We start from the raw sequence: 20,225 nt of genomic DNA on the forward strand, positions 1-20,225 counted from the left end.
TTCCATGCCACGCCACAAGGCTCTCCTCATCGGAGCGAGCGAGTACGACGACGAGACGATCCGCTCGCTGCCCTTCGTCCGCGACGACCTCCAGCGGCTGGAGGGCGCGCTCTCCGACCGGGGGTTCCGGCCGGTGGAGATCGCCGAGTCCCAGCGCGGCATCACCCCGAACGCCGTCAACCGCCACGTCCTGCGCTTCCTGCGCGAGGCCGGCCGCGGCGACACCCTGTTCATCATGCTCAGCGGTCATGGGGTGCACTTCGACGGCCGGGACTATCTCGTCCCGGAGGACGCCTACTACGAGAGCGAGCCGTTCGCCGAGAGCTGCGTCGAGATCGGCTGGCAGAAGGAGCTGGAGGACTCCCCGGCCGGCCAGGTGGTCTTCCTCATCGACGCCTGCCGGGAAGGTTCGTCCCGCAGGACCAAGTCCGCCACCCGGATGCCCGGTTGGGAACGCCCCAAGATCGCCGCGACGCTGCGCCGCAAGGTCGCGTACGTATACGCGTGCTCCAAGGCCCAGTACGCGCTGTACGTGGACGAGTCCGAGGCCGTACTCCCCGAGCACACCGACGCCGCCCGCACCCAGCCGAAGGACTCGTTCAGTCTCTTCTCCCGCGCGGTCTCCGACATCGTGTCGGACGTCCCGCACACGCTGCACATGGGCGAGTTCATGGATGAGGTGCAGCGCCGGGTGACCGAGCTGCACACGGCATACGGCAAGACACCACCGGTCCAGCGGATCAGGGCCGAGACCGACATCCCCTGGCGGGAGTTCACGGTGCTGCCCGGCCCCGCCCGGGACGCCGCCGAACATCCCTGGGTACGCGGCACCGCCACCCACCCCGTATGGGAACGGACCGCGCCTGGCGCCGCCCGCGAAGCGCTCAAGGACGTCTGCGCCACCCTCGCCGCCCGGCTCGCCGAGGGGTACGAGACGGCCGCGGCCACACTGCGCGACGACCCGTGGCACGACGCCGAGCTGGCCAAGCGTGCCCAGGACCGGCTGGGCTTCCTCACCGGCAGACTCGCGGCCGGTACGGAACTCTCCCCGACCGAAGGCGCGTTGACGGTCCTGCTGCCGCTGCTCGGCCAGGCGTTCTGGACGCACGAAGCGGCCCAGCGAGCGCCCGTCGTCACCGCGGGCCCGGCCGATCAGTCCACGCCCGAGCGCGACCGCTTCGGCAAGTTCGCCCAGGGGTTCCCCCGCCTCCAGCGCCGGCTGCGCACCCTGGAGCAGCGCGGTGTCTCGGACGGATCGGCCGAACGTATCCGCTGGTGGCTGTTCCACCGCTGGCTGATCCGGCAGCCCGAGCTGTACGCGTCCCAGACCCTGAAGACGCTGCTCGGCCCGCCGCCCGGCGGCCCCGAGTGCCCGGAGTGGGTGACGGACGCCCTGTCCGGCGAGCGCTTCATGCGCTTCCTCCAGGAGCTGCGCGCGGCGCCGTTCGCCGTGCCCCGCCGCGCCACCGGCCGCACGGGCGAATCGGACCGGTCGGACCGTACCGGTCAGGGCGACGGCGACTACGACGTCATCGCCGCCAGCACGAGAGACGAGCACGAGGTGAGGGAATCCCTCGTCGCGTCCCTCGCCAAGGCCGCCCAGGCGTTCGCCGTCGACCCGGTGGATCTGCCGGAGATCCTGGTGGAGCACATCGGGATCTCCGACAGCGTGCGCCTCGGCGATCTGCTGACGACGATCCGCGGCTCCGACTGGCGCACCTCGGGCCTCGGCCGCTCGCTGAACGCGGTCTGCCGCCACCCGGCCGTCCAGATCGCCCTGCGCGAGCACGCCCACCGCGTGGACGCGCTCCTGCGCGACATCAACCGGACGTCGGCGCTCGCCCCGCTGCGCGCCCTGCCGCCGTACGCGGACGCCGACCGCGTCAGGCTCAGCGGCAACACCCCCACGCATCTGGCCGACGGCATCCGCTTCCAGCTCGCCGAGGACCGGGTGCAGGAACTGCTGATGGGCGAGGAGCTGTACGGCGAACGCGAGCTGGCGATCCGGGAGTTGTACCAGAACGCCCTGGACGCCGTCCGCTACCGGGACCGCCGTACGGAATTCCTGCGCAGGACCGGCGAGATGCCCACGCCGTGGGACGGCCTCATCGAGTTCGTCCAGAAGGCCGACGCCCAGGGCCGCCCGTATCTGGAGTGCCGGGACAACGGCGTCGGCATGGGCATCGACGAGCTGCGCGATGTGTTCTCCCAGGGCGGCGCGCGCTTCATCGATCTGCCGGAGTACATCGAGGAACAGACGGCCTGGGCCGAGCTGGGCGAACCGCGTATCGAGCTGCACCCCAACAGCCGCTTCGGCATCGGCGTGCTGAGCTACTTCATGCTGGCGGACGAGATCGAGGTGACGACGTGCCGCATGGGACGTGACGGCCGCCCCGGCAACAGGTACCAGGTGAAGATCGCGGGCCCGGGAAACCTGTTCCGCGTCGAGGACCTGGGGCCGGGTACGGACTCCGGCACGACGGTGCGGCTCCTGCTGACCGACCACAAGGAGCGTGTCTCGTGCGTGGACACGCTCCAGAAGGTGCTGTGGCTCGCTCCGTACCGTACGAAGGCGGAGCACGGCTCGCGACGGCACGAATGGGAGCCGGGGCGGCTCTCGGTCAGCGGTCCCGAGCTGGCCTGGGCGGAGGACTCGGACATGTTCCTGCGCTCCGGCGCCTGCTTCCCGTCGCACAACCCCGGTGTGTGGTGGGTGGACGGAACGGGCCGCTTCCTCGCGGACGGTCTGCTCGCCACCACCGGCTCGTTCGCCACGCCCGACGGCGGAGTACGGGAGCGCTATGGCGCCGTGGTCAATCTTCATGAACAGCACCAGCCGGAGCTGAGCGTCGACCGCAAGATGATCCGTGCGAACGACAAGGACCATGTCAACGCGGTGTTGAGCGAGGCACTGCCCAGCCTGTTCTCGACCGCGCTGCCGCTCCTGACGCCGGGCTGGCTGGCCGAGGTCAGCCTCTCCTCCGTCCGTTTCGCGGACGAGGTCGCCGAACACGCCAGGCGGAGTGAGGTGCCCTGGCCCGTGGGGGACACCGAACGGCCCTTCGACGCCGTGGGTTTCTTCCGTCCCGACCAGCTGCTGCTGCCGCTCGTCACCGGCCAGTACCCGGGGACACGGGACTATCACGCGCCGTCCTATCTGCGCACGGTGCCCGCGCCCGTACTGCGGTGGCGGCTGCTCACGCTCTACCGGGCCGGTCTCGGCGATCCGCTGACCGACACCGCGCGGGTCTCGCCTCCGCTGCCGTGCGCCCTGCCGTCCGACCACCGGCTGCTCACCGTCGACGGTCTGGCCGGCACGCTCAACTGGACTCGTGGATACAAGGCGTGGCTCGCCGGTCCTGACCACTCCCAGCTGTATCTCAAGGCCCCGTCCCGCTTCGTGCTGAGCTCCGGCATTCTGAGCGCCTACGCGCTGGGCATGTGGCGCGATCCCGAGCGGGTGGTCACCCTCGACGAGATCTTCACTCTGGTGGAGAGGACCGAACTCACCGCCGGCGCCGTCGCTGAGCGGCTGAGGGCCCTGGGGTACGAGGTCTCCCCTCCGACGGGCCGCGAGCTCATCGGACGGGACGACCTTCCCCTGGTACGCGCTCTGGGCTCCGTCACCAACGGCTGGCTGGAGCCTGGCAGCGAGCTGTCGGTGGCTCAGCTCTGCTTCAGCGCGGCGGTGGCCGAGACATCCACCCGGGAGGCGGCCGACCGGCTGAAGGAACTGGGTTTCACCGTCCCCTCCGAGTATCCGAACTCCGACGGCTGGACCGCCGAAGACCGCGAGGTACTGCGGACGCTGTGGGATCTGCACGCGGATCCCGTACCGCTCGACCGGGCGCGGGACATCACCTACGCCCAACTGGTCAGCGTGGCGCGCGTCTCCGGCGTGACCACACAGTCGGTGGTCGATCTGCTGGCGGACACGGGCTTCTCCCCGCCCGCTCAGCACACACCTGGGCAGGTGTTCGACGACGACGAATGGGCGCTGCTCCACTACAACGGAATCTCCATCGCCGTGGACCGCGAGGTTCCCGTACCGCATGTGGTGGGGGTGGCCCATCGCACCGGGCAGACTCCGGACGGGGTCGCCGTGCGGCTGCGCGCGCTCGGCTTCGAGGTGCCTGAACTCTCCGCCGCTGAAAGAGAGTTGAGCAAACAGGACGTCAACTTCCTCTGTACGAAGTACGACAGGAAATCGAGCACGGCCTGGCCCGAGCCGGATCGTCCCCTGGGGCTGCGCGCGATCGCGGAACGTGCCGACCGCTCCACCCTCTCGATGGCGGACGCGGCCACCAGACTGAGGGACCTCGGGTATCGATGCGCTCCGGAGCCGGCGCTGCTCGACCGCTTCCAGGAGCACGACCTCGAAGCGCTCCAGTGGTGTCTGCCCGCCGAGGACGAGCCGACGGCGATCTCTCCCACCTGGCTGTACGCGGTGGCCGAGCATCTGGGACGCCCGCCGGGGGATGTCGCGGAGTCGCTCACGGACTTCGGTTACGACGTCGCCGAACTCCCCGACAGCTGGCTCCGGGAACGGAAAGCGGAAGCGTTCCTGATGGTCGAGATCGACCCGACCGCGCACGGAGGAGAGCGGATCGAGGTGCCGGTCCTCGACGGCGAGCACGCGGTGGAGATCTCGCTTCCCACCCTCGCCACCGTGGCCATGCGGCTCGGACTGCCTTTCCGTACCGTCGCCCTCAAGGCCACCGCCCTCGGTATGCGCCACGAGGCCGAGACCTGGTTCGCCACCGGCTGATCCCATCTGTCACAGATCATCGACAGCGCGAACCGATCACCCCGGTTGGCCTCTCTTGTGGGACGGACGGGGACCCACCGTCCGCCGCCCGCCCGCGCCGGCCGAGGAGACAACCGCCATGCCCGAGACCTCACCTTCCCTGATCCGTCGCCTTCGTGGCCGGGCCACGGGGCTCGTCGTGGCCGGTACGGCCCTCGCCCTCGCCGCCCCGCTGCCGGCGACGGCCGTGACCGGCCAGGCCCGTGCCGCCGCGGCCGAGCCGGTCTCCGTCATGTCGTACACCGCGAAGGAGCGCCGGGAGGCTCTGGCGTACTGGACGACCGCCCGTATCAAGGCCGTCGGGAAGTCCGTGGACCTCGGTCCTACGGGTCCGAAGGCCAAGCCGTACAAGGGGACCGCGCTGAAGACCGTGGGGCGGCTCTTCTTCGTCAACGCGAGTGGCGCCGACACCTGGTGCACGGCGACCGCCGTGAAGAGCGCCAACCGCTCGGCCGTGATGACCGCCGCGCACTGCGTGCGCCGGGGCTCCTCCCCCGGCAACACCAACACCACGATGGTGTTCGTCCCCGGCTACGACAAGGGCGAGAAGCCTTACGGCGCGTTCGCGGTCACCACCGCCGTGACCCCGCGCGCCTGGGTGAACGACTCCACCGATGACATTGCCGCGCTGACCGTCGACACCGACAAGAAGGGCCGCAAGCTCACCGACGTCGTGGGCGGCCGGCCCATCGCCTTCGACCGCGCCGTCGGCGGCACCGTCTCCGCCCTCGGCTACTCCGCCACCCGCCCGCAGCGCGGCGAGGAACTTCTGCGCTGCGTCGGCAAGACCAAGAAGGAGCACGGCACGCAGGTCATCCCCTGCGACCTGACCGGCGGTGCCAGCGGCGGCCCGTGGCTGGCCGACTTCGACGCCACCACCGGCAAGGGCGTCCTGGTCTCGGTCAACGCGACGCTGGACTCGCTGACTCCGACCAAGATGTACGGAGAGGTGATGCGGGCCAGGGCCAAGGCGGCGTACGACCGGGCCCAGCGCGCCTGACCGAACGGTCATCGGCACCGGCCAGCGCCACCGGTCAGCGGCACCGTCTTCGGCACCGGCCAGCGGCAACGCTCAGCGGCGTGGTTCCCAGCGGAAGAGCCGGGAGGCCAGCGCGATGGAGACGACGACCCAGCTCAGTGTGGGCAGCAGCAGAAGCAGCGAGTCCGCCAGGGGAACACCGCCGTTCCAGGCGTTGAGGACCAGTTCGGTGGCCGAGCCACCCGGGAGCAGCCGCTTGACCAGGGTGAACTCCTCGGTGCCGGTGATCCCCACCCAGCTGGTCACGGCGATGACGCCGAGGCTGACGGGCAGCGTGGTCACCTGGGCGTGCTCGGGGGAGTTCGTCAGTCCCGCCGTGGCCAGTCCCAGGGCGAGCATCATGATCACCGTCGAGAGGACCGCCGCGGCCAGGAGGGGAACATTGGCCGGCTCGCCGGCGACCGCGGCCAGCACGGCGAGGATCGCGGTCACCTGGAGCAGTGAGAGGACGGTGACCGGGAGCATCAGCCCGGAGAGGATGTCGGCGTCGCTCGCCGGGGTGGAGCGCAGCCGCTTGAGGAAGAGGGTCTGGCGGCGCGAGGCCAGCGTGGTCACCGTGGATGTGTAGAGCCCGAACGCGGCCACGGTGAACATCACCACTCCCGCGATGTAGCCGAGGCTGGTCAGGTCCGCGAAGATCTCGTGCCTGTACACGAAGAACGCGCAGACCCCTACGGGAATGATGAAGCTGTTGAGCAGAACCAGCCGGTTCCGGAAGATCTGGATCAGCTCGCTGAAAGCGATGGAGAGCATGGCGTAAGTCCTTTTCTCGGGAAGTTCCGGTGGTGTCTACGCGCTGCCGATGGCGCGGAAGACGTCATCGAGCCGAGTCGGTCCGGCCTGGAGTTCCCTTAGCTCCACCGCGTTGGCGTGCGCCCAGTCGAGCAGGCTGTGGAGGTCCTCCTGCAAGGTGAAGGTCTTGACGAGGACCTTCCCGTCGCTCTCGCGCGTGGCCTGGAACGGCAGCGCGGGTGCGGAGGGCGGCAGGGAGAAGCGGATCGCGGCCGGCAGGGTCCGCGTCAGCTCGGCGACGGTCCCTTCCTGGTGGTAGGTGCCCTTGTGCATGAGCCCGATGCGATCGGCGCGCTGCTGTGCCTCCTCCAGGTAGTGCGTGGTGAGCACGATGGTGGATCCGTCTTCGCGCATTTTTTCCACGGCGTCCCACAGGGCGTCCCGGGACTGGATGTCCAAACCGGTGGTGGGCTCGTCGAGGAAGATCAGTTCGGGGTTCCCGTACACGGCGGTGGCGAAGTCCAGACGCCGCTTCTCACCACCGGAGAGCTGGGACACCTGGGTGCCGGCCTTGTCCGTGAGGTCGACGATGCTGAGCACGCGTTCGGCCCTGTCCGCACGCCGGGAGAGCTTTCCGATCAGCTGGACCGATTCCTTCACCGTCAGGTCCGGGGAGAATCCGCTCTCCTGGAGCATGATGCCCATCCTGGGCCGCACGGCGCGCCGGTCGCGCGGGCTCTGCCCGAAGACCCGCACGGTGCCCGAGGTGGCCGGGCGGTGGCCCTCGATGGTCTCCAGGGTCGAGGTCTTGCCGGCCCCGTTCGTGCCGAGCAGCGCGTAGAGCTCCCCCTTCCTCACCTGGAAGGACAGGTCTTTCACGGCGTGGAACTCGCCGTAGCTGAGGTTCAGTCGTTCAACGTCGATGACTGGTGTCGAGGTCATGGGTCGATCTCAGCCGTCATGACGCCTGTCCGGCAGTGGCGTGGTGTCATCACCCCGCCGTGACATTCCTTCGGCGAACGCATGACGCGGTGTCACTGGCGCCACCCGCGGAGCCGGGAGAATACTCCGGAGCAGACTCTGCTGTTCGAGCCCGGAAAGGCGCACATGGAGCACGCCGAGACGCCTCAGGGACCACTGCGCAGATGGAACCGCGTCACGTTCGTCCCGCCGCTGGCCGCCGTCGGGGCGCTGCTGGTGGCGACCGACGCCCGGACCTGGTGGGATGCCGCCGTCCTGGCCCTGGGCGTGGCGGCGGGCCTGCTGGTCCTCGCGCGGTGGTCGGAGGACGACACCTCCCGCGTCGTACTCCCCTGTCTGATCATCACGGCGGCCGTGTGGCCGTTCGGGGTGCTGGTGACCGGAAGCAGCACGGCGTTCTACGGCTTGACGATCGTGGGCCCCTACCTCATCCCCCGGCTGCCGCGCCACCGGGGCGCGGCGGCCGTGGGACTCGTCGCGTACGTCGCCGCGGTGGGCGCGGCGAGGCTGACGGAATCACGGGACGATGTTCCCGGCGTTCTGGTCGACTATGTGCTCATCCCCACGGCCGTCGCGCTGGTGACGATCGGCGCCCATTTCGCCAACCATGGGTTCTACAAGGTCATGGAGCAGGCACGAGAACGCGAGGCGGAGCTGGCCGTCATCCGGGAACGCGTACGTTTCGCCAGTGATCTGCACGACATCCAGGGCCACACACTGCATGTGGTGAAGCTGAAGATCACGCTGGCCGAGAAGCTGTTGCGCAGCGACATCGGGCGCGTGGAGGAGGAGCTACGGGAGGTGCGCGCGCTGGTCGGCGACACCATCACCCAGACCAAGGAGCTCGCCTACGCACAGCGGCGGCTCAACCTGTCCGTGGAGCTGGAGAACGCGAAGAACCTCTTCGAAGCCGCCGGCATCCGCGTACGTGTCAACCGTGAGGCCGATGCCGATGAGAGCGTCAACGGGCTGCTCGGCCAGGTCCTCCGCGAGACGACGACCAACATCCTGCGCCACGCGCAGGCCACACGGGTGCGGATCACTCTCTCGCGGTCGGGCATCAGCATCGTCAACGACGGTGCGCGGGAGACCCCGCTCCCGGGGCTCAGGGGCCTGGCCACCCTCAGGGAACGCGTGGGCGACAACGGAGGCGAGCTGACGGTGGAGCAGGAGAACGGGCGCTTCCTCACGGCCGCGGCCTTTCCCCGCCTCCGCCCGGCGACGGTGCCCTCCGGGGCTAGGGAGGACGGCCGATGACCACCGTGGTGCTCGCCGACGACGAGGCTCTGCTCCGTAAGGCGCTGGCGTCGTTGCTGCCCCTCGAAGGCGAGATCACCGTGCTCGCCGAGGCGCAGGACGGCGAATCGGCTGTCCTGGCCACACTGCGACACCGGCCCGATGTGCTCGTCATCGACCTGGAGATGCCCGGTGTGGACGGGCTCGGCGCCGTGGCACAGATCCGCCGCGAGCGGCCTGACCAGGTGATCCTGATGCTGACCCGCCATGCCAGGCCGGGGGTGCTCCGCAAAGCCCTGAAACTCGGAGTCCAGGGGTTCGTCAGCAAGTCGGCGGAACCCGCGCACATCACGTCGGTCATCACCCTCCTGCACGAGGGCAAGCGCTGGATCGATCCGGATGTCTCCGCGCTCGCCGTCGTCGACGACTGCCCGCTCACCGAACGGGAGATCGATGTCCTGCGCGTGACCGGCGAGGGGTACTCCGTCGCCGACATCGCCGCCCGTCTCCACCTGGCGCAGGGCACCGTACGCAACTACCTCTCGCACGCCATGCGGAAGACCCAGACACGCACCCGGCACGAAGCGGCGCGCTACGCGCGCGAACACGACTGGCTCTGACGAGGGGACCGACGAGGGGACCGACGAGGGGACCGACGAGGGGACTTCGCACTTACCCGTCCCGGACCGTCACGGAGTGGTTCCCGCCCCTCCTGACCCCAGCGATCCCACCGCCGCGACCACCACCCCCGCCTTCCCGCACACCCAGTGCGGGTCGGGCCCCAGCTCCGGTTCCACCTCCAGCGCGTGCGGCCCGCCCGGTTCATCCGGGCCGCCCTCGGCGCAGACCGGGCAGAGCGGCCACCGTCCGTACCGTTCCAACAAGGCGTCCTGTACGTCCTGCGCCACCAGTCCGGCCACATACGCCGCGCCCTGCGGCCACTGCTCGACCCACCAGCGCCGGTGCGACACCGACTCCTCCACCAGCGACACGACCTCGGCGCGCGCGACATCGCCCGCCGCCAGGTCGGCCAGTACCAGGGCGCGGGCGGCGTGCAGCGCCTGCTCCAGCGGATTCACATCGGCGTTCGGGTCGTCCATTCAGCCATTGTCAGGGACGACGAGGGGTTGACGAGGGCGGAAATCCGAAAATATCTTTCATAAGTGACCCCAGACGTGAAGGAAAGTTTCAGCGGTGACGCCCCACCCGCCCCCGCAGCCCTGGCCGCCAAGGTACGGACCCTCGCGCCGACCATGACCCGCTCCATGCAGCTCGTCGCCGAAGCCGTCGCCGGTGACCCGGCCGGCTGCGCCGCCCTCACCGTCACCGGTCTCGCCGAGCTGACCGGTACGAGCGAGGCCACCGTGGTCCGTACGGCCCGCCTTCTCGGCTACCCCGGCTACCGCGATCTGCGCCTCGCGCTCGCCGGTCTCGCCGCCCAGCAGCAGTCCGGCCGCGCCCCCGCCGTCACGGCCGACATAGCCGTCGACGACCCCATCGCCGATGTCGTCGCCAAGCTCGCCTACGACGAACAGCAGACCCTCGCCGATACCGCCGCCGGGCTCGACACCGTCCAGCTCGGCGCCGTCGTCACCGCTGCCGCCGCCGCCCGCCGGATCGACATCTACGGCGTCGGCGCCTCCTGCCTCGTCGGCATGGACCTCGCCCAGAAGCTGCTGCGCATCGGCCTGATCGCACACGCGCACTCCGACCCGCACCTCGCGGTCACCAACGCCGTACAGCTCCGCTCGGGCGACGTCGCCATCGCGATCACCCACTCCGGCTCCACCGGCGATGTCATCGAACCGCTCCGCGTCGCCTTCGACCGGGGCGCGACGACGGTCGCGATCACCGGCCGCCCGGACGCTCCCGTGTCCCAGTACGCCGACCACGTGCTGACCACGTCCACCGCCCGCGAGAGCGAGCTGCGCCCGGCCGCCATGTCCAGCCGTACGAGCCAGCTCCTCGTCGTCGACTGCCTGTTCATAGGCGTGGCGCAGCGTACGTACGAGACGGCCGCGCCCGCGCTCTCCGCCTCGTACGAGGCCCTCGCGCACCGCCACAGCCCGCGCAACACCCGCTGACCCGCTGACCCGCTGACCCGTTCACCAAGGGCACCCGGCACTCGGCACTTCGGCACCCGCACCCCATACCGCTCACTCAGACGAAAGAGCCGCTTCTTCATGACCTCTCAGTACGGCGAACTCCGCGCGCAGCTCGACACCCTCACCACCGAGGCGTTCCGTCCCGAGCTGGCCGGGATCGACCAGCTGCCCACCCTCGAAATCGCACGCATCATGAACGGCGAGGACAGCACCGTCCCCGCCGCCGTCGCCGCCCAGCTCCCCCGTATCGCCGCCGCCATCGACGCCACCGCCGAGCGCGCGGCCCGCGGCGGCCGGCTGATCTACGCGGGCGCCGGTACGGCGGGCCGGCTCGGCGTGCTGGACGCCAGCGAGTGCCCGCCCACCTTCAACACCGACCCCGAGGAGGTCGTCGGTCTGATCGCGGGCGGCCCCGGCGCGATGGTCACGGCCGTCGAGGGGGCCGAGGACTCCAAGGAGCTGGCCGCGGCCGATCTGACCGCCATGAAGCTCTGCGCGGAGGACACGGTCGTCGGTATCTCCGCCTCCGGCCGTACCCCGTACGCGATCGGCGCCGTCGAGCACGCCCGCAGTCTCGGCGCGCTCACCATCGGGCTCTCCTGCAACGCGGACAGCGCGCTGGCCGACGCCGCCGAGCACGGTATCGAGATCGTCGTCGGCCCCGAACTGCTCACCGGCTCGACCCGCCTCAAGGCCGGTACGGCGCAGAAGCTCGTCCTCAACATGCTCTCGACGATCACCATGATCCGGCGCGGCAAGACCTACGGAAACCTCATGGTCGACGTCCGCGCCTCCAACGAGAAGCTGCGCGCCCGCTCCCGGCGGATCGTCTCGCTCGCCACGGGCGCGTCGGACGACGAGATCGAGGCCGCGCTCGCCACCACCGACGGCGAGGTGAAGAACGCCATCCTCACCATCCTCGGCGCGGTCGACGGACCCACCGCCGCCTCGCTCCTCACCGATTCCGACGGCCACTTGCGCGCCGCGCTGAAGGCCGCCCGCACCAACTGAGAGACACGCACCATGGCACCAGCAGACACACCCGAAGCCGGACCCTCCGGCACCGACAGAAACCGCGCCACGGCCGAGGCGATCCTCCCGCTCGTCGGAGGCGCCGCGAACATCGCGTCCATCGCCCACTGCATGACCCGGCTCCGCCTCGGCCTGCACGACCGTTCCCTCGTCCAGGACGAAGCGCTCAGGGCGCTCCCCGCCGTACTGGGCGTGGTCGAGGACGAGACGTATCAGATCGTCCTCGGCCCGGGGACGGTGGCGCGGGTGACACCGGAGTTCGAGCGCCTGGTGGAAGCGGGACGCGCACCTCGGGCGGCGACCCCCACCGGGGCCGGACTGGCCGAACGCGGAGCGGCCATCAAGGCGGAACGAAAGGCCAGGAACGCCACCCCGTTCAAGCTCTTCCTCCGCCGTATCGCCAACATCTTCGTCCCGCTCATCCCCGCGCTCATCGGCTGCGGCATCATCGCGGGCCTCAACGGTCTCCTCACCAACCTCCACTGGCTCCCCGCCCTCGTGCCCGCCCTCGGCGCCCTCGCCTCGGGCTTCATGTCGCTGATCGCGGTCTTCGTCGGCTACAACGCGGCGAAGGAGTTCGGCGGCACGCCCGTCCTGGGCGGCGCGGTCGCCGCGATCATCGTCTTCCCGGGCGTCGCCAACATCGACGCGTTCGGCCGGCAGCTCGCCCCGGGCCAGGGCGGTGTGCTCGGCGCGCTGGGCGCGGCGGTGCTCGCGGTGTATGTCGAGAAGTGGTGCAGGCGATGGGTCCCGGAGGCGCTGGATGTGCTCGTGACCCCGACGCTGACCGTCCTCGTCTCCGGTCTGGTCACGCTGTACGGCCTGATGTACGTAGCGGGCGAGATCTCCACGGCCATCGGCGACTTCGCGAACTGGCTGCTGGCGAACGGCGGCGCGGGCGCCGGCTTCGTCCTCGGCGGTCTCTTCCTCCCCCTGGTCATGCTGGGGCTGCACCAGGCCCTGATCCCGATCCACACCACCCTGATCGAACAGCAGGGCTACACCGTCCTCCTCCCCATCCTCGCCATGGCGGGCGCGGGCCAGGTCGGCGCGGCGGCGGCCGTCTACGTACGCCTCCCCCGCAACGGCTCGATCCGCCGCACCATCAGGTCCGCCCTCCCGGCCGGCTTCCTGGGCGTCGGCGAACCGCTCATCTACGGCGTCTCCCTCCCCCTCGGCCGCCCCTTCATCACGGCCTGCGTCGGCGGCGCGTTCGGCGGCGGGTTCGTGGGCCTCTTCAACCAGCTCGGCGCGGCGGTCGGTTCGACGGCGATCGGCCCGTCCGGCTGGGCGCTGTTCCCGCTGCTCGACGGCGACAAGGGCCTGGGCGAGCTGGTCGTGGTGTACGGGGGCGGGCTGCTGGTCGGCTACGCGGTGGGCTTCGTCGCCACGTACTACTTCGGCTTCACGAAGACGATGCTGACGGAGCTGAACGTACGGCCGGAGCCCGGACCCGCCGCCACCGCCGCCGCCTCAGCCGTGCCGGAAGGCGGCCCGGTAGACGTGCGGACTCGTACCGACGACACGCTTGAACCGGTCGCGGAACGCGGTAGGTGACCCGAACCCCACCTGGGTCGCGATGCGGTCGACCGGATGCGTGGTCGCCTCCAGCAGGTACTGGGCCTGCCGGATACGGGCCCGGTGCAGCCACTGCAACGGCGTCGTCCCGGTCTGCTCCCGGAACCGACGGTTCAGCGTCCGCGTACTGGTCGCCGCCCGCGCGGCGATGTCCTTGAGGGTCAGCTCCCGGCCGGCGTTCTCCTCCATCCACCGCAGAAGAGGCTCCATCGTGGCCCCGGCGGGCACCGGTGGCTGGTCGTGGACGATGAACTGCGCCTGGCCCCCCTCCCGTTCCAGCGGCATGACCGACAGCCGGGCCGCGTCGGCGGCGACGGCCGAGCCGTGGTCCTTACGGATCATGTGCAGACACAGGTCGAGCGCGGCGGCGGCCCCGGCCGAGGTGAGGAACTGGCCGTTGTCCACGTACAGCACATCGGCGTCGACGGTGATGGCGGGATGGCGCGCGGCCAGCAGCGGGGCGGCCAGCCAGTGGGTGGTGGCGCGCAGCCCGTCGAGCAGCCCGGTGGCGGCGAGGATGAAGGCGCCGGTGCACACGGAAGCGATACGGGTGCCGCTCGCGGCGGCGGCCCGCAGGGCGTCGAGTACGTCCGGAGGCACCGGGGCGGCCGGGTCGTCCGTACCGGGCAGGACGATCGTGTCGGCCTCGGCGAGCACGTCGAGCCCGTACGGCGCCCGGAGGACGAACGGCCCGGCGTCGACCTCGGCCGTCGAATCGGCGCAGACCACGACCCGGTAGCCGGCCCGGCCGTCGGGCAGCCGGGTACGGGAGAAGACCTCGATCGGCGCGGCCAGGTCGAACGGGATGACCTGGTCGAGCGCGAGGATGGCCACGGTGTGCATGACCACAGGCTAGGTGCTGTCCGATGGCGTCGTTGTGCCAGGTCGCGGCGGTCAGCGCGAGGACTGGAGAGTCCGGGCCGCGAACGCCCCGACGAGCCGCTCAGTGGTGAGAATGGCGTGGGCGAAGGTGGGGCCGTTCAGCTCGTGGGCGGCGATCATCATCTCGGGGAGGAAGGCGGCGGTGGCGTCGCTGACCAGCGTCACGTGGTAGCCGAGCTCCATGGCGAAACGGCCGGTGGACTCAATGCAGGTGTTCGCCAGCAGGCCGATCAGCACGACGTGTGTGATGCCGTGCTGTTTGACCTGGAGGTCCAGATCGGTGTTGGCGAACCCGCTCTGCGCCCAGTGCTCCCGCGCGACGACATCGCCCGGCCGCGGCTGAAAGTCCGGATGGAACTCCCCGCCCCAGGTGCCGCGGGCGAAACTGTGCCGCTCCATGATCTGGCGCTGGGTGGGGTTCGGGTGGTCCCAGGTCTCGTAGTCGCCCGGCTCCCAGCGGCGGTGCGGGACGAAGATGACCTGTACCCCGGCCTCCCGGGCGGCGGCCACGACGGAACGCAGGTGGTCCAGCAGCCCGACCTTCGTGGCCACGGGTTCGACCCTGGGCCAGATCTTGCCGCCCTCGGAGAGGAAGTCGTTGTAGGGATCGACGAGCAGAACCGCCGTACGGCGGGAGTCGTAGGTCTCGGTCACGGTGCCTCCTCGGACTCGGCCGGCGCCGCCGACCGCCGTCCTCCTGATCGCGGTCGACCACCTCCATTCTCCGCCAGGTACCCCCTGACCGCCTCTGCGCGCCACGGCGAGAATCCGTTGGGACCTGGCAATAGCGCCACTTCTACGGCCGTGAGCGGCGCCTTAGCGTCGGCGTGCACGCCCCTCCTCCCGTCGAAAGCCGACGCCGAAGCCGAAAGAGCGATCCACGCCGTGACGAAGTTCCTGCTCGCCGTTCATGTCCTCGCCGCGATCGTCGCGATCGGCCCGGTCACCGTCGCCGCCAGCATGTTCCCCCCGTACGCGAGGCGGGCGATGGCAGCGCCCGGGGACCCCCGGGCGCTGTCGTCGGTACAACTGCTGCACCGCATCTGCCGTGTCTACGCGACGATCGGCCTCGCGGTGCCGGTCTTCGGCTTCGCCACCGGGAGCGCGATGGGCGTCCTGGGCGACACCTGGCTGATCGTCTCGATCATCCTGACCGGGCTCGCGGCCGTCACGCTCATGGCGCTGGTACTGCCGCGCCAGGAGGCGATAGTGACGGACCTCGAAGAAGCCACGGGGACATCGACCACCAAGCTGACCGCGCGCCTGGGCATGCACACGGGGATCTTCAACCTCCTGTGGGCGACGGTCACGGTCCTGATGATCATCCGCCCCGGCTCCGCGACGGGGGCGTGAACGTCCACGACGTCGCTCAGCCCACCGCCGCCGTCGTCGTCGCCGTACGCAGGAACCGCACCAGGTCATCCACGCTGTACCCGAGCAGCGGTCCGCGCTCGGCGGCCATCAGCAGCAACTGCCCCACCACCTCCGCGCCCCGGCCGTCGGTCCCGTCGGAGGCCCACTCCCAGAGCCCCTCGATCCCGAGGTCGGTCATCAGCAGACCGTGCTCGGCCCTGATCTCCGCGCACAGCGGCCCCACGGCGTCGAGCAGGGTCGCACCCCGGCGCGCGCAGCGCAGACTGAAGTACGCCTCGAATCGCACCACCGTGCATCCCTCCGGTGGCCGGGCCTTGAGCCCGTCGTAACGGGGGTCGTCGAAGTCCGGGGAACTGTCCGCTGAGCAGTGCACAAGGCTGAACCGGTGGGTGACGGCATCTCTTGTGTCCTCGGTACGAAGCAACGCAACTCTCCACTGTGTGTGACTGATTGGGCTACACAGAGTGGCCGACAGTCGCTAGCGTGAACAGAGGAAGCAGCACAACACCGACATCTGTCTCACCGGGAGCACCTGTGCCTGGACCCAAGCCACTCGACCCGTCGTCCTCACCCCGCGCCATGCTCGGCGCCGAGCTCCGACATCAGCGCGACGAAGCGGACATGTCCCAGGAGGAGCTGGGCAGGCCGATCTTCGTCAGCGGATCGCTCATCGGCCAGATCGAGGCCGGTACGCGCCGAATGCAGCCGGAATACGCGATTCACTTCGATGAGGTGTTCAAGACGGACGGCTTCTTCCTACGGAATTGCGAGGCGCTGAAGAAGTCGAAGTATCCGGATCATTTCGCGGAGGCGGCGGAGGCCGAGGCGATCGCGACGATGATCAAGGAGTACGCGCCGCAGCTGATCCCGGGCTTGTTGCAGACGGAGGCGTATGCGCGGGCGGTGTTCCGTGAGTATCACCCGACGGTGCCGGGGGACGTCATCGACGAGTTGGTGTCAGCTCGTTTGGATCGCGCCAAGCTGCTGAAGGATCCAACAAAGCCCGTTGTGTGGACGGTGCTTGACGAGGCGATTTTGCGCCGACCGGTCGGAGGACCTGCGGTGATGGCGGAGGCGCTGCGCCATGTCGCGACCCTGATTCGACGGCACAGAATCATCGTGCAGGTGCTGCCGTTCGACGCAGGCGCGCACGCGGCGCTTGAGGGCGCGCTCAAGCTCATGTCCTTTGAGGACGCACCACCACTCGCCTACCTGGAGGCGATGGGGTCGGGCCAGTTGCTGGACGATCCGGCGACGGTAGTCCGCCACGAACTGACCTACGATCTGGTGGGGGCCAGCGCACTCTCACCGGAAAAATCCTTGGCCCTGGTCGAATCAGTGGCGGAGGATTACGAACATGAAAAGCAGCAGCCATGAGTACGACCTGAGCGGCGTGTCTTGGCGTAAGTCCAGGTACAGCGGAGGCAGTGGCGGGAACTGCCTGGAAGTGGGCACCTGGCAGAAGTCGACGTACAGCGATGGCAGCGGCGGCAATTGCCTGGAGATCGGCACCTCCTGGCGGAAGTCGACCCACAGCGGCGGCAGCGGCGGCGACTGCGTCGAAGTAGGCACCGTCTGGCGCAAGTCGACCCACAGCGACGGCAGCGGCGGAAGCTGCGTCGAAGTAGCCGACGACCACCCCGACATCGTCCCCGTCCGCGACTCCAAGAACCCCGACGGCCCGGTGCTCGTCTTCCGGACCTCGGCGTGGTCGGCCTTCATCGCCGACGTCAAGATCGGTTGACCCATCCGGCGGCCCGGCAGCGGAGGGATGTCAGCGCCCTCCGCCAGGTCCGGGCGTCGGCCGGTCGTGGACCGCGTCACCTCGTTCGGCCGACAGCGGTCGCTGGAGGCCATCAGTCGCGATGTCATGACAGTGCGACCCGGGAGATCGTGTGCGGGAGCGCCGCCGCCACAGATCGCCGCCGACCTGGCACACCCGGATCGCGATACGGAGCGGCACCGCTACAAGTGGGACAGGAGGGGCCAATATGCTGCAAAAGCGATTGAACTGAACGGAGTGGGTGATGGCGCGTCCCTGGCTGAGCGTGCTGGCACAAGTGGTGCCCGTTCCGCTCGGGTTACTGCTCAGCGGTGCTCTGGTCTGGGGGGCCACCAACGCCGACTGGAGCGGTACCAGCAGCAACAGCGGCAACGAATGGACCTCCAGCTCGGCGGGGCTGGCCAATGACGGCAAGGTGCCCATGTTCCGCGTCGGCAGCATGCGCCCCGGCGACACAGGCTCCAACTGCATCGATGTCAAGTCGAACGCCGACTTTCCCACGGCGCTCAAGCTGTACAGCAACTCGGCGAACTGGCCCAACAACTATCAATCCTTCATCGACCTCAAGATCGAGGTGGGCCGCGGCGGCACCTTCGGGGACTGCGACGGCTTCACTCCGCACAGGACCGCGTTCGACGGCACCCTGGACAGGTTCGTCGCCCTGCACACCGACTTCCGCACCGGCGTGGGCCCCTGGCCGCTGACCGGCAGGCCACCCAACTCGCTGAGCTTCCGGTTCGCGTGGAAGTACAGCCCGAGCGCACCCGGCGGCTCGCAGGGCTCGAACACCAATGAGGTGACTTTCACCTGGGAAGCGCGGGAACGGACGTGACCTTCCCGGGTGACCTGGCCGCCCGCCCGCTCCACCACCCCACGGCCGACGGCGCCCCGCACCCGGTCCGCGTGGTTACCTCGGTCATCTCACGTACCGTGCTCGGCTCGATGGTCGGGCTGCTGGTGTGGGCGCACTTTCCCGTGCTGGCCCTGGGCTGGACTGCGGGCGTGGTCCAGTCCGGCTCCATGCGTCCCGCCCTCGTGCCGGGCGACGTCGTTCTCTATCAGCCACCGCGCGACCGCACTCCGGCTGTGGGCCAGATCGTGCTGACCCAGGACCCCACCCGGCCCAACCGTCTGCTCACCCATCGGGTCCACCAGGTGCGTCCCGACAACGACCTGATCACCAAGGGTGACGCCAACTCCGCACCGGACTCCACCCCGGTCCGGCCCTCGGCACTCAAAGGCGTCGCACGCTTGCGCGTGCCCTGGATCGGCCTGCCGGTCCAGCTCTGGCGCGACAAGCAGCCCGTGCCCGCGACGGCCATGCTGCTCGGACTCGCCCTTCTGCTCACGCTTGCCGCTCTGCCACTGCACAGCCGCCGGCGGTCCGGCGACGGAGGAATGTCAGACCCCTCCGCTAGGTTCCGCGCATGACTGAATTCGTACTCGTAGCAGGCGCGTGGCTCGGATCGTGGGCGTGGGACGAGGTGGTGCCGGAGCTGCGCGCGGCCGGCCATGGCGCCCATGCCGTGACGCTGTCCGGCCTGGCGGAGAAGCAGGGCGTACCGGCCGGGCAGCGGCGGCATGTCCAGGACATCGTGGACGTGGTCGAGCGGAACGGTCTGCGGGACGTCGTCCTGGTCGGCCACAGCTACTCGGGCATTCCGACCGGCCAGGCCGCCGAGCTGATCGGTGACCGGCTGGCGCGCGTGGTCTTCGTCGACTCCAATGTTCCGGCGGACGGCGAGTCGTTCGTCTCCGACTGGCCGGACGGCCGGGCGATGGTGGAGGGCGCGATCGCCGCGACCGGCGGCTTCTGGCCTCCTCTGGCGGCGCCCGACTACGCGGGCCAGGGCCTGACGGACGAGCAGATCACCCGGATCGTGACCGGCTCGACGCCCCACCCGGGCGCCTCGCTGACCGAGCCCGCCGAGCTGTCCCGCCCGCTCGGCGAGCTTCCGGCGACGTACATCAAGTGCCTGCTCGACGGCGCCGAGCCGAGCCCCCGCGTGGCCGCGCTGCTGACCAGTGACCGCTGGCGGCTGGTCGAGCTGGACACCGGCCACTGGCCGATGTTCTCCCAACCCCACGAACTGGCCCAGGTCCTGCTCACCGAGGCCGCCGCTACGAGCTGACCCCCGCTGGCGACTCATCGCCATCGCCTTGTTCCGTACCCGGCCCGGCCTCCACGCTGACAGAACACTCCGAATCAGTGGATCAGTGGAGGTTTCCCCATGTTGCGGAGAACCCTTGTCCTGTCGGCCGCCGTGACCACGCTCCTCGCCGGTACGTCCTTCGCGCCCGCCTACGCGGACGCGGCCGAGCCCGGCGTGATCATCACCAATGGCGACCGCGTCCATGTCTCCAGCACCCCGCCCCCGACCGCGTCCGCCCACGGCTGGTGGAAGAAGGTCAGCGGGCCCGGCGACAAGGCGCGCGTCACCGTTGATCTACAGGTGAGGAACGCTGACGGTTCCTGGCGGACCGTGGCGACCGGCTCCAAGATCGTGAAGCAGGGCGGCGGCAGCGCACGCCGGGCCAATGCCCGCAAACGGTGCGTCAACGTGAATCGGACCATCAGTTGGCGAAGCGTCATCGATGTGGACATCATCGGTGTCATCGACTCACCCGAGAAGGCCGTCACGGCGCCCCAGTCGTTACGGTGCGCCGTCTAGAAAG

20 protein-coding genes are annotated in these 20,225 nt (G+C 69.7%); 14 read left to right on the forward strand and 6 right to left on the reverse strand.

Annotated features, from left to right (window positions below; translation table 11 throughout):
- The first annotated feature begins 4 nt into the window (after positions 1 to 4).
- Positions 5 to 4,768, forward strand: a complete 4,764-nt coding sequence (locus AB0M67_RS21305; protein ID WP_365747590.1) for a caspase family protein — start codon at positions 5 to 7, stop codon at positions 4,766 to 4,768.
- Between the two features lie 118 nt (positions 4,769 to 4,886).
- A complete protein-coding gene (locus AB0M67_RS21310) occupies positions 4,887 to 5,807 on the forward strand; it encodes a trypsin-like serine protease (RefSeq protein WP_365747592.1) in 921 nt (306 codons plus the stop codon).
- Between the two features lie 72 nt (positions 5,808 to 5,879).
- On the opposite strand, the gene AB0M67_RS21315 is transcribed toward AB0M67_RS21310, so the two are convergent.
- Positions 5,880 to 6,599, reverse strand: coding sequence for an ABC transporter permease (locus tag AB0M67_RS21315; protein WP_365747594.1), 720 nt, complete (start codon positions 6,597 to 6,599; stop codon positions 5,880 to 5,882).
- Between the two features lie 36 nt (positions 6,600 to 6,635).
- Positions 6,636 to 7,520: an ABC transporter ATP-binding protein gene (locus AB0M67_RS21320; RefSeq protein WP_365747596.1), complete on the reverse strand. Its 885-nt coding sequence runs from the start codon at positions 7,518 to 7,520 to the stop codon at positions 6,636 to 6,638.
- A 165-nt stretch (positions 7,521 to 7,685) separates the two neighbouring features.
- Between AB0M67_RS21320 and AB0M67_RS21325 the strand changes: the two genes are divergently transcribed.
- Both AB0M67_RS21325 and AB0M67_RS21330 read left to right on the forward strand, forming a co-directional pair.
- Positions 7,686 to 8,816 carry a histidine kinase gene (locus AB0M67_RS21325; protein WP_365747598.1) on the forward strand — a complete coding sequence of 377 codons (1,131 nt, stop codon included), beginning with the start codon at positions 7,686 to 7,688 and terminating at the stop codon, positions 8,814 to 8,816.
- Positions 8,813 to 9,415: a response regulator transcription factor gene (locus AB0M67_RS21330; protein ID WP_365747600.1), complete on the forward strand. Its 603-nt coding sequence runs from the start codon at positions 8,813 to 8,815 to the stop codon at positions 9,413 to 9,415. Before AB0M67_RS21325 ends, AB0M67_RS21330 begins: the two co-directional genes overlap by 4 nt.
- A 69-nt stretch (positions 9,416 to 9,484) precedes the next feature.
- Here AB0M67_RS21330 and AB0M67_RS21335 read toward each other — a convergent pair whose 3' ends face one another.
- On the reverse strand, positions 9,485 to 9,895 hold the full coding sequence (locus AB0M67_RS21335; RefSeq protein WP_365747602.1) for a hypothetical protein: 411 nt from the start codon (positions 9,893 to 9,895) through the stop codon (positions 9,485 to 9,487).
- A 63-nt stretch (positions 9,896 to 9,958) separates the two neighbouring features.
- On the opposite strand from AB0M67_RS21335, the gene AB0M67_RS21340 reads away from it, so the two are divergent.
- From AB0M67_RS21340 to AB0M67_RS21350, 3 genes are all read left to right on the forward strand, one after another.
- Positions 9,959 to 10,879, forward strand: coding sequence for a MurR/RpiR family transcriptional regulator (locus AB0M67_RS21340; protein ID WP_365747603.1), 921 nt, complete (start codon positions 9,959 to 9,961; stop codon positions 10,877 to 10,879).
- A 99-nt stretch (positions 10,880 to 10,978) separates the two neighbouring features.
- Positions 10,979 to 11,911 (forward strand): N-acetylmuramic acid 6-phosphate etherase, encoded by a 933-nt coding sequence (gene murQ, locus AB0M67_RS21345; RefSeq protein ID WP_365747605.1) that lies wholly within the window; start codon positions 10,979 to 10,981, stop codon positions 11,909 to 11,911.
- Positions 11,912 to 11,923: 12 nt separating this feature from the next.
- On the forward strand, positions 11,924 to 13,489 hold the full coding sequence (locus AB0M67_RS21350; protein ID WP_365747607.1) for a PTS transporter subunit EIIC: 1,566 nt from the start codon (positions 11,924 to 11,926) through the stop codon (positions 13,487 to 13,489).
- On the opposite strand, the gene AB0M67_RS21355 is transcribed toward AB0M67_RS21350, so the two are convergent.
- Both AB0M67_RS21355 and AB0M67_RS21360 read right to left on the reverse strand, forming a co-directional pair.
- A complete protein-coding gene (locus tag AB0M67_RS21355; RefSeq protein WP_365747609.1) occupies positions 13,406 to 14,353 on the reverse strand; it encodes a helix-turn-helix domain-containing protein in 948 nt (315 codons plus the stop codon). The genes AB0M67_RS21350 and AB0M67_RS21355 overlap by 84 nt on opposite strands.
- Positions 14,354 to 14,404: 51 nt before the next feature.
- The gene (locus AB0M67_RS21360; protein ID WP_365747611.1) at positions 14,405 to 15,046 is read right to left on the reverse strand and encodes a cysteine hydrolase; all 642 of its coding nucleotides are present in this window, start codon (positions 15,044 to 15,046) and stop codon (positions 14,405 to 14,407) included.
- A gap of 231 nt (positions 15,047 to 15,277) precedes the next feature.
- Between AB0M67_RS21360 and AB0M67_RS21365 the strand changes: the two genes are divergently transcribed.
- Positions 15,278 to 15,745 (forward strand): hypothetical protein, encoded by a 468-nt coding sequence (locus AB0M67_RS21365; protein WP_365747613.1) that lies wholly within the window; start codon positions 15,278 to 15,280, stop codon positions 15,743 to 15,745.
- A 16-nt stretch (positions 15,746 to 15,761) separates the two neighbouring features.
- On the opposite strand, the gene AB0M67_RS21370 is transcribed toward AB0M67_RS21365, so the two are convergent.
- Entirely contained in the window at positions 15,762 to 16,190 is a 429-nt protein-coding gene (locus AB0M67_RS21370; protein WP_365747615.1) for an amidase, read from the reverse strand.
- A gap of 110 nt (positions 16,191 to 16,300) precedes the next feature.
- Here AB0M67_RS21370 and AB0M67_RS21375 point away from each other — a divergent pair, with 110 nt between their 5' ends.
- From AB0M67_RS21375 to AB0M67_RS21400, 6 genes are all read left to right on the forward strand, one after another.
- The gene (locus AB0M67_RS21375; RefSeq protein WP_365747617.1) at positions 16,301 to 17,143 is read left to right on the forward strand and encodes a helix-turn-helix transcriptional regulator; all 843 of its coding nucleotides are present in this window, start codon (positions 16,301 to 16,303) and stop codon (positions 17,141 to 17,143) included.
- Positions 17,124 to 17,510, forward strand: a complete 387-nt coding sequence (locus AB0M67_RS21380; protein WP_365747619.1) for a DUF397 domain-containing protein — start codon at positions 17,124 to 17,126, stop codon at positions 17,508 to 17,510. Before AB0M67_RS21375 ends, AB0M67_RS21380 begins: the two co-directional genes overlap by 20 nt.
- A 283-nt stretch (positions 17,511 to 17,793) precedes the next feature.
- Positions 17,794 to 18,381, forward strand: a complete 588-nt coding sequence (locus tag AB0M67_RS21385; RefSeq protein WP_365747620.1) for a hypothetical protein — start codon at positions 17,794 to 17,796, stop codon at positions 18,379 to 18,381.
- Positions 18,378 to 18,980, forward strand: coding sequence for a signal peptidase I (locus tag AB0M67_RS21390; RefSeq protein WP_365747622.1), 603 nt, complete (start codon positions 18,378 to 18,380; stop codon positions 18,978 to 18,980). The genes AB0M67_RS21385 and AB0M67_RS21390 overlap by 4 nt, the downstream gene beginning before the upstream one ends.
- A complete protein-coding gene (locus tag AB0M67_RS21395; RefSeq protein WP_365747624.1) occupies positions 18,977 to 19,681 on the forward strand; it encodes an alpha/beta hydrolase in 705 nt (234 codons plus the stop codon). The genes AB0M67_RS21390 and AB0M67_RS21395 overlap by 4 nt, the downstream gene beginning before the upstream one ends.
- Before the next feature lie 99 nt (positions 19,682 to 19,780).
- Positions 19,781 to 20,221: a hypothetical protein gene (locus AB0M67_RS21400; protein ID WP_365747626.1), complete on the forward strand. Its 441-nt coding sequence runs from the start codon at positions 19,781 to 19,783 to the stop codon at positions 20,219 to 20,221.
- Positions 20,222 to 20,225: the final 4 nt, after the last annotated feature.

Origin of the sequence: Streptomyces sp. NPDC051662 (assembly GCF_040681655.1) — a bacterium.
GTDB lineage: Bacteria > Actinomycetota > Actinomycetes > Streptomycetales > Streptomycetaceae > Streptomyces.

Bases quoted from the DNA above. Each gene is read 5' to 3' on its own strand.
- AB0M67_RS21305 (WP_365747590.1), top strand. From the start codon at position 5: ATGCCACGCCACAAGGCTCTCCTCATCGGAGCGAGCGAGTACGACGAC.
- AB0M67_RS21310 (WP_365747592.1), top strand. From the start codon at position 4,887: ATGCCCGAGACCTCACCTTCCCTGATCCGTCGCCTTCGTGGCCGGGCC.
- AB0M67_RS21315 (WP_365747594.1), bottom strand. From the start codon at position 6,599: ATGCTCTCCATCGCTTTCAGCGAGCTGATCCAGATCTTCCGGAACCGG.
- AB0M67_RS21320 (WP_365747596.1), bottom strand. From the start codon at position 7,520: ATGACCTCGACACCAGTCATCGACGTTGAACGACTGAACCTCAGCTAC.
- AB0M67_RS21325 (WP_365747598.1), top strand. From the start codon at position 7,686: ATGGAGCACGCCGAGACGCCTCAGGGACCACTGCGCAGATGGAACCGC.
- AB0M67_RS21330 (WP_365747600.1), top strand. From the start codon at position 8,813: ATGACCACCGTGGTGCTCGCCGACGACGAGGCTCTGCTCCGTAAGGCG.
- AB0M67_RS21335 (WP_365747602.1), bottom strand. From the start codon at position 9,895: ATGGACGACCCGAACGCCGATGTGAATCCGCTGGAGCAGGCGCTGCAC.
- murQ (WP_365747605.1), top strand. From the start codon at position 10,979: ATGACCTCTCAGTACGGCGAACTCCGCGCGCAGCTCGACACCCTCACC.
- AB0M67_RS21350 (WP_365747607.1), top strand. From the start codon at position 11,924: ATGGCACCAGCAGACACACCCGAAGCCGGACCCTCCGGCACCGACAGA.
- AB0M67_RS21355 (WP_365747609.1), bottom strand. From the start codon at position 14,353: ATGCACACCGTGGCCATCCTCGCGCTCGACCAGGTCATCCCGTTCGAC.
- AB0M67_RS21380 (WP_365747619.1), top strand. From the start codon at position 17,124: ATGAAAAGCAGCAGCCATGAGTACGACCTGAGCGGCGTGTCTTGGCGT.
- AB0M67_RS21385 (WP_365747620.1), top strand. From the start codon at position 17,794: ATGGCGCGTCCCTGGCTGAGCGTGCTGGCACAAGTGGTGCCCGTTCCG.
- AB0M67_RS21395 (WP_365747624.1), top strand. From the start codon at position 18,977: ATGACTGAATTCGTACTCGTAGCAGGCGCGTGGCTCGGATCGTGGGCG.
- AB0M67_RS21400 (WP_365747626.1), top strand. From the start codon at position 19,781: ATGTTGCGGAGAACCCTTGTCCTGTCGGCCGCCGTGACCACGCTCCTC.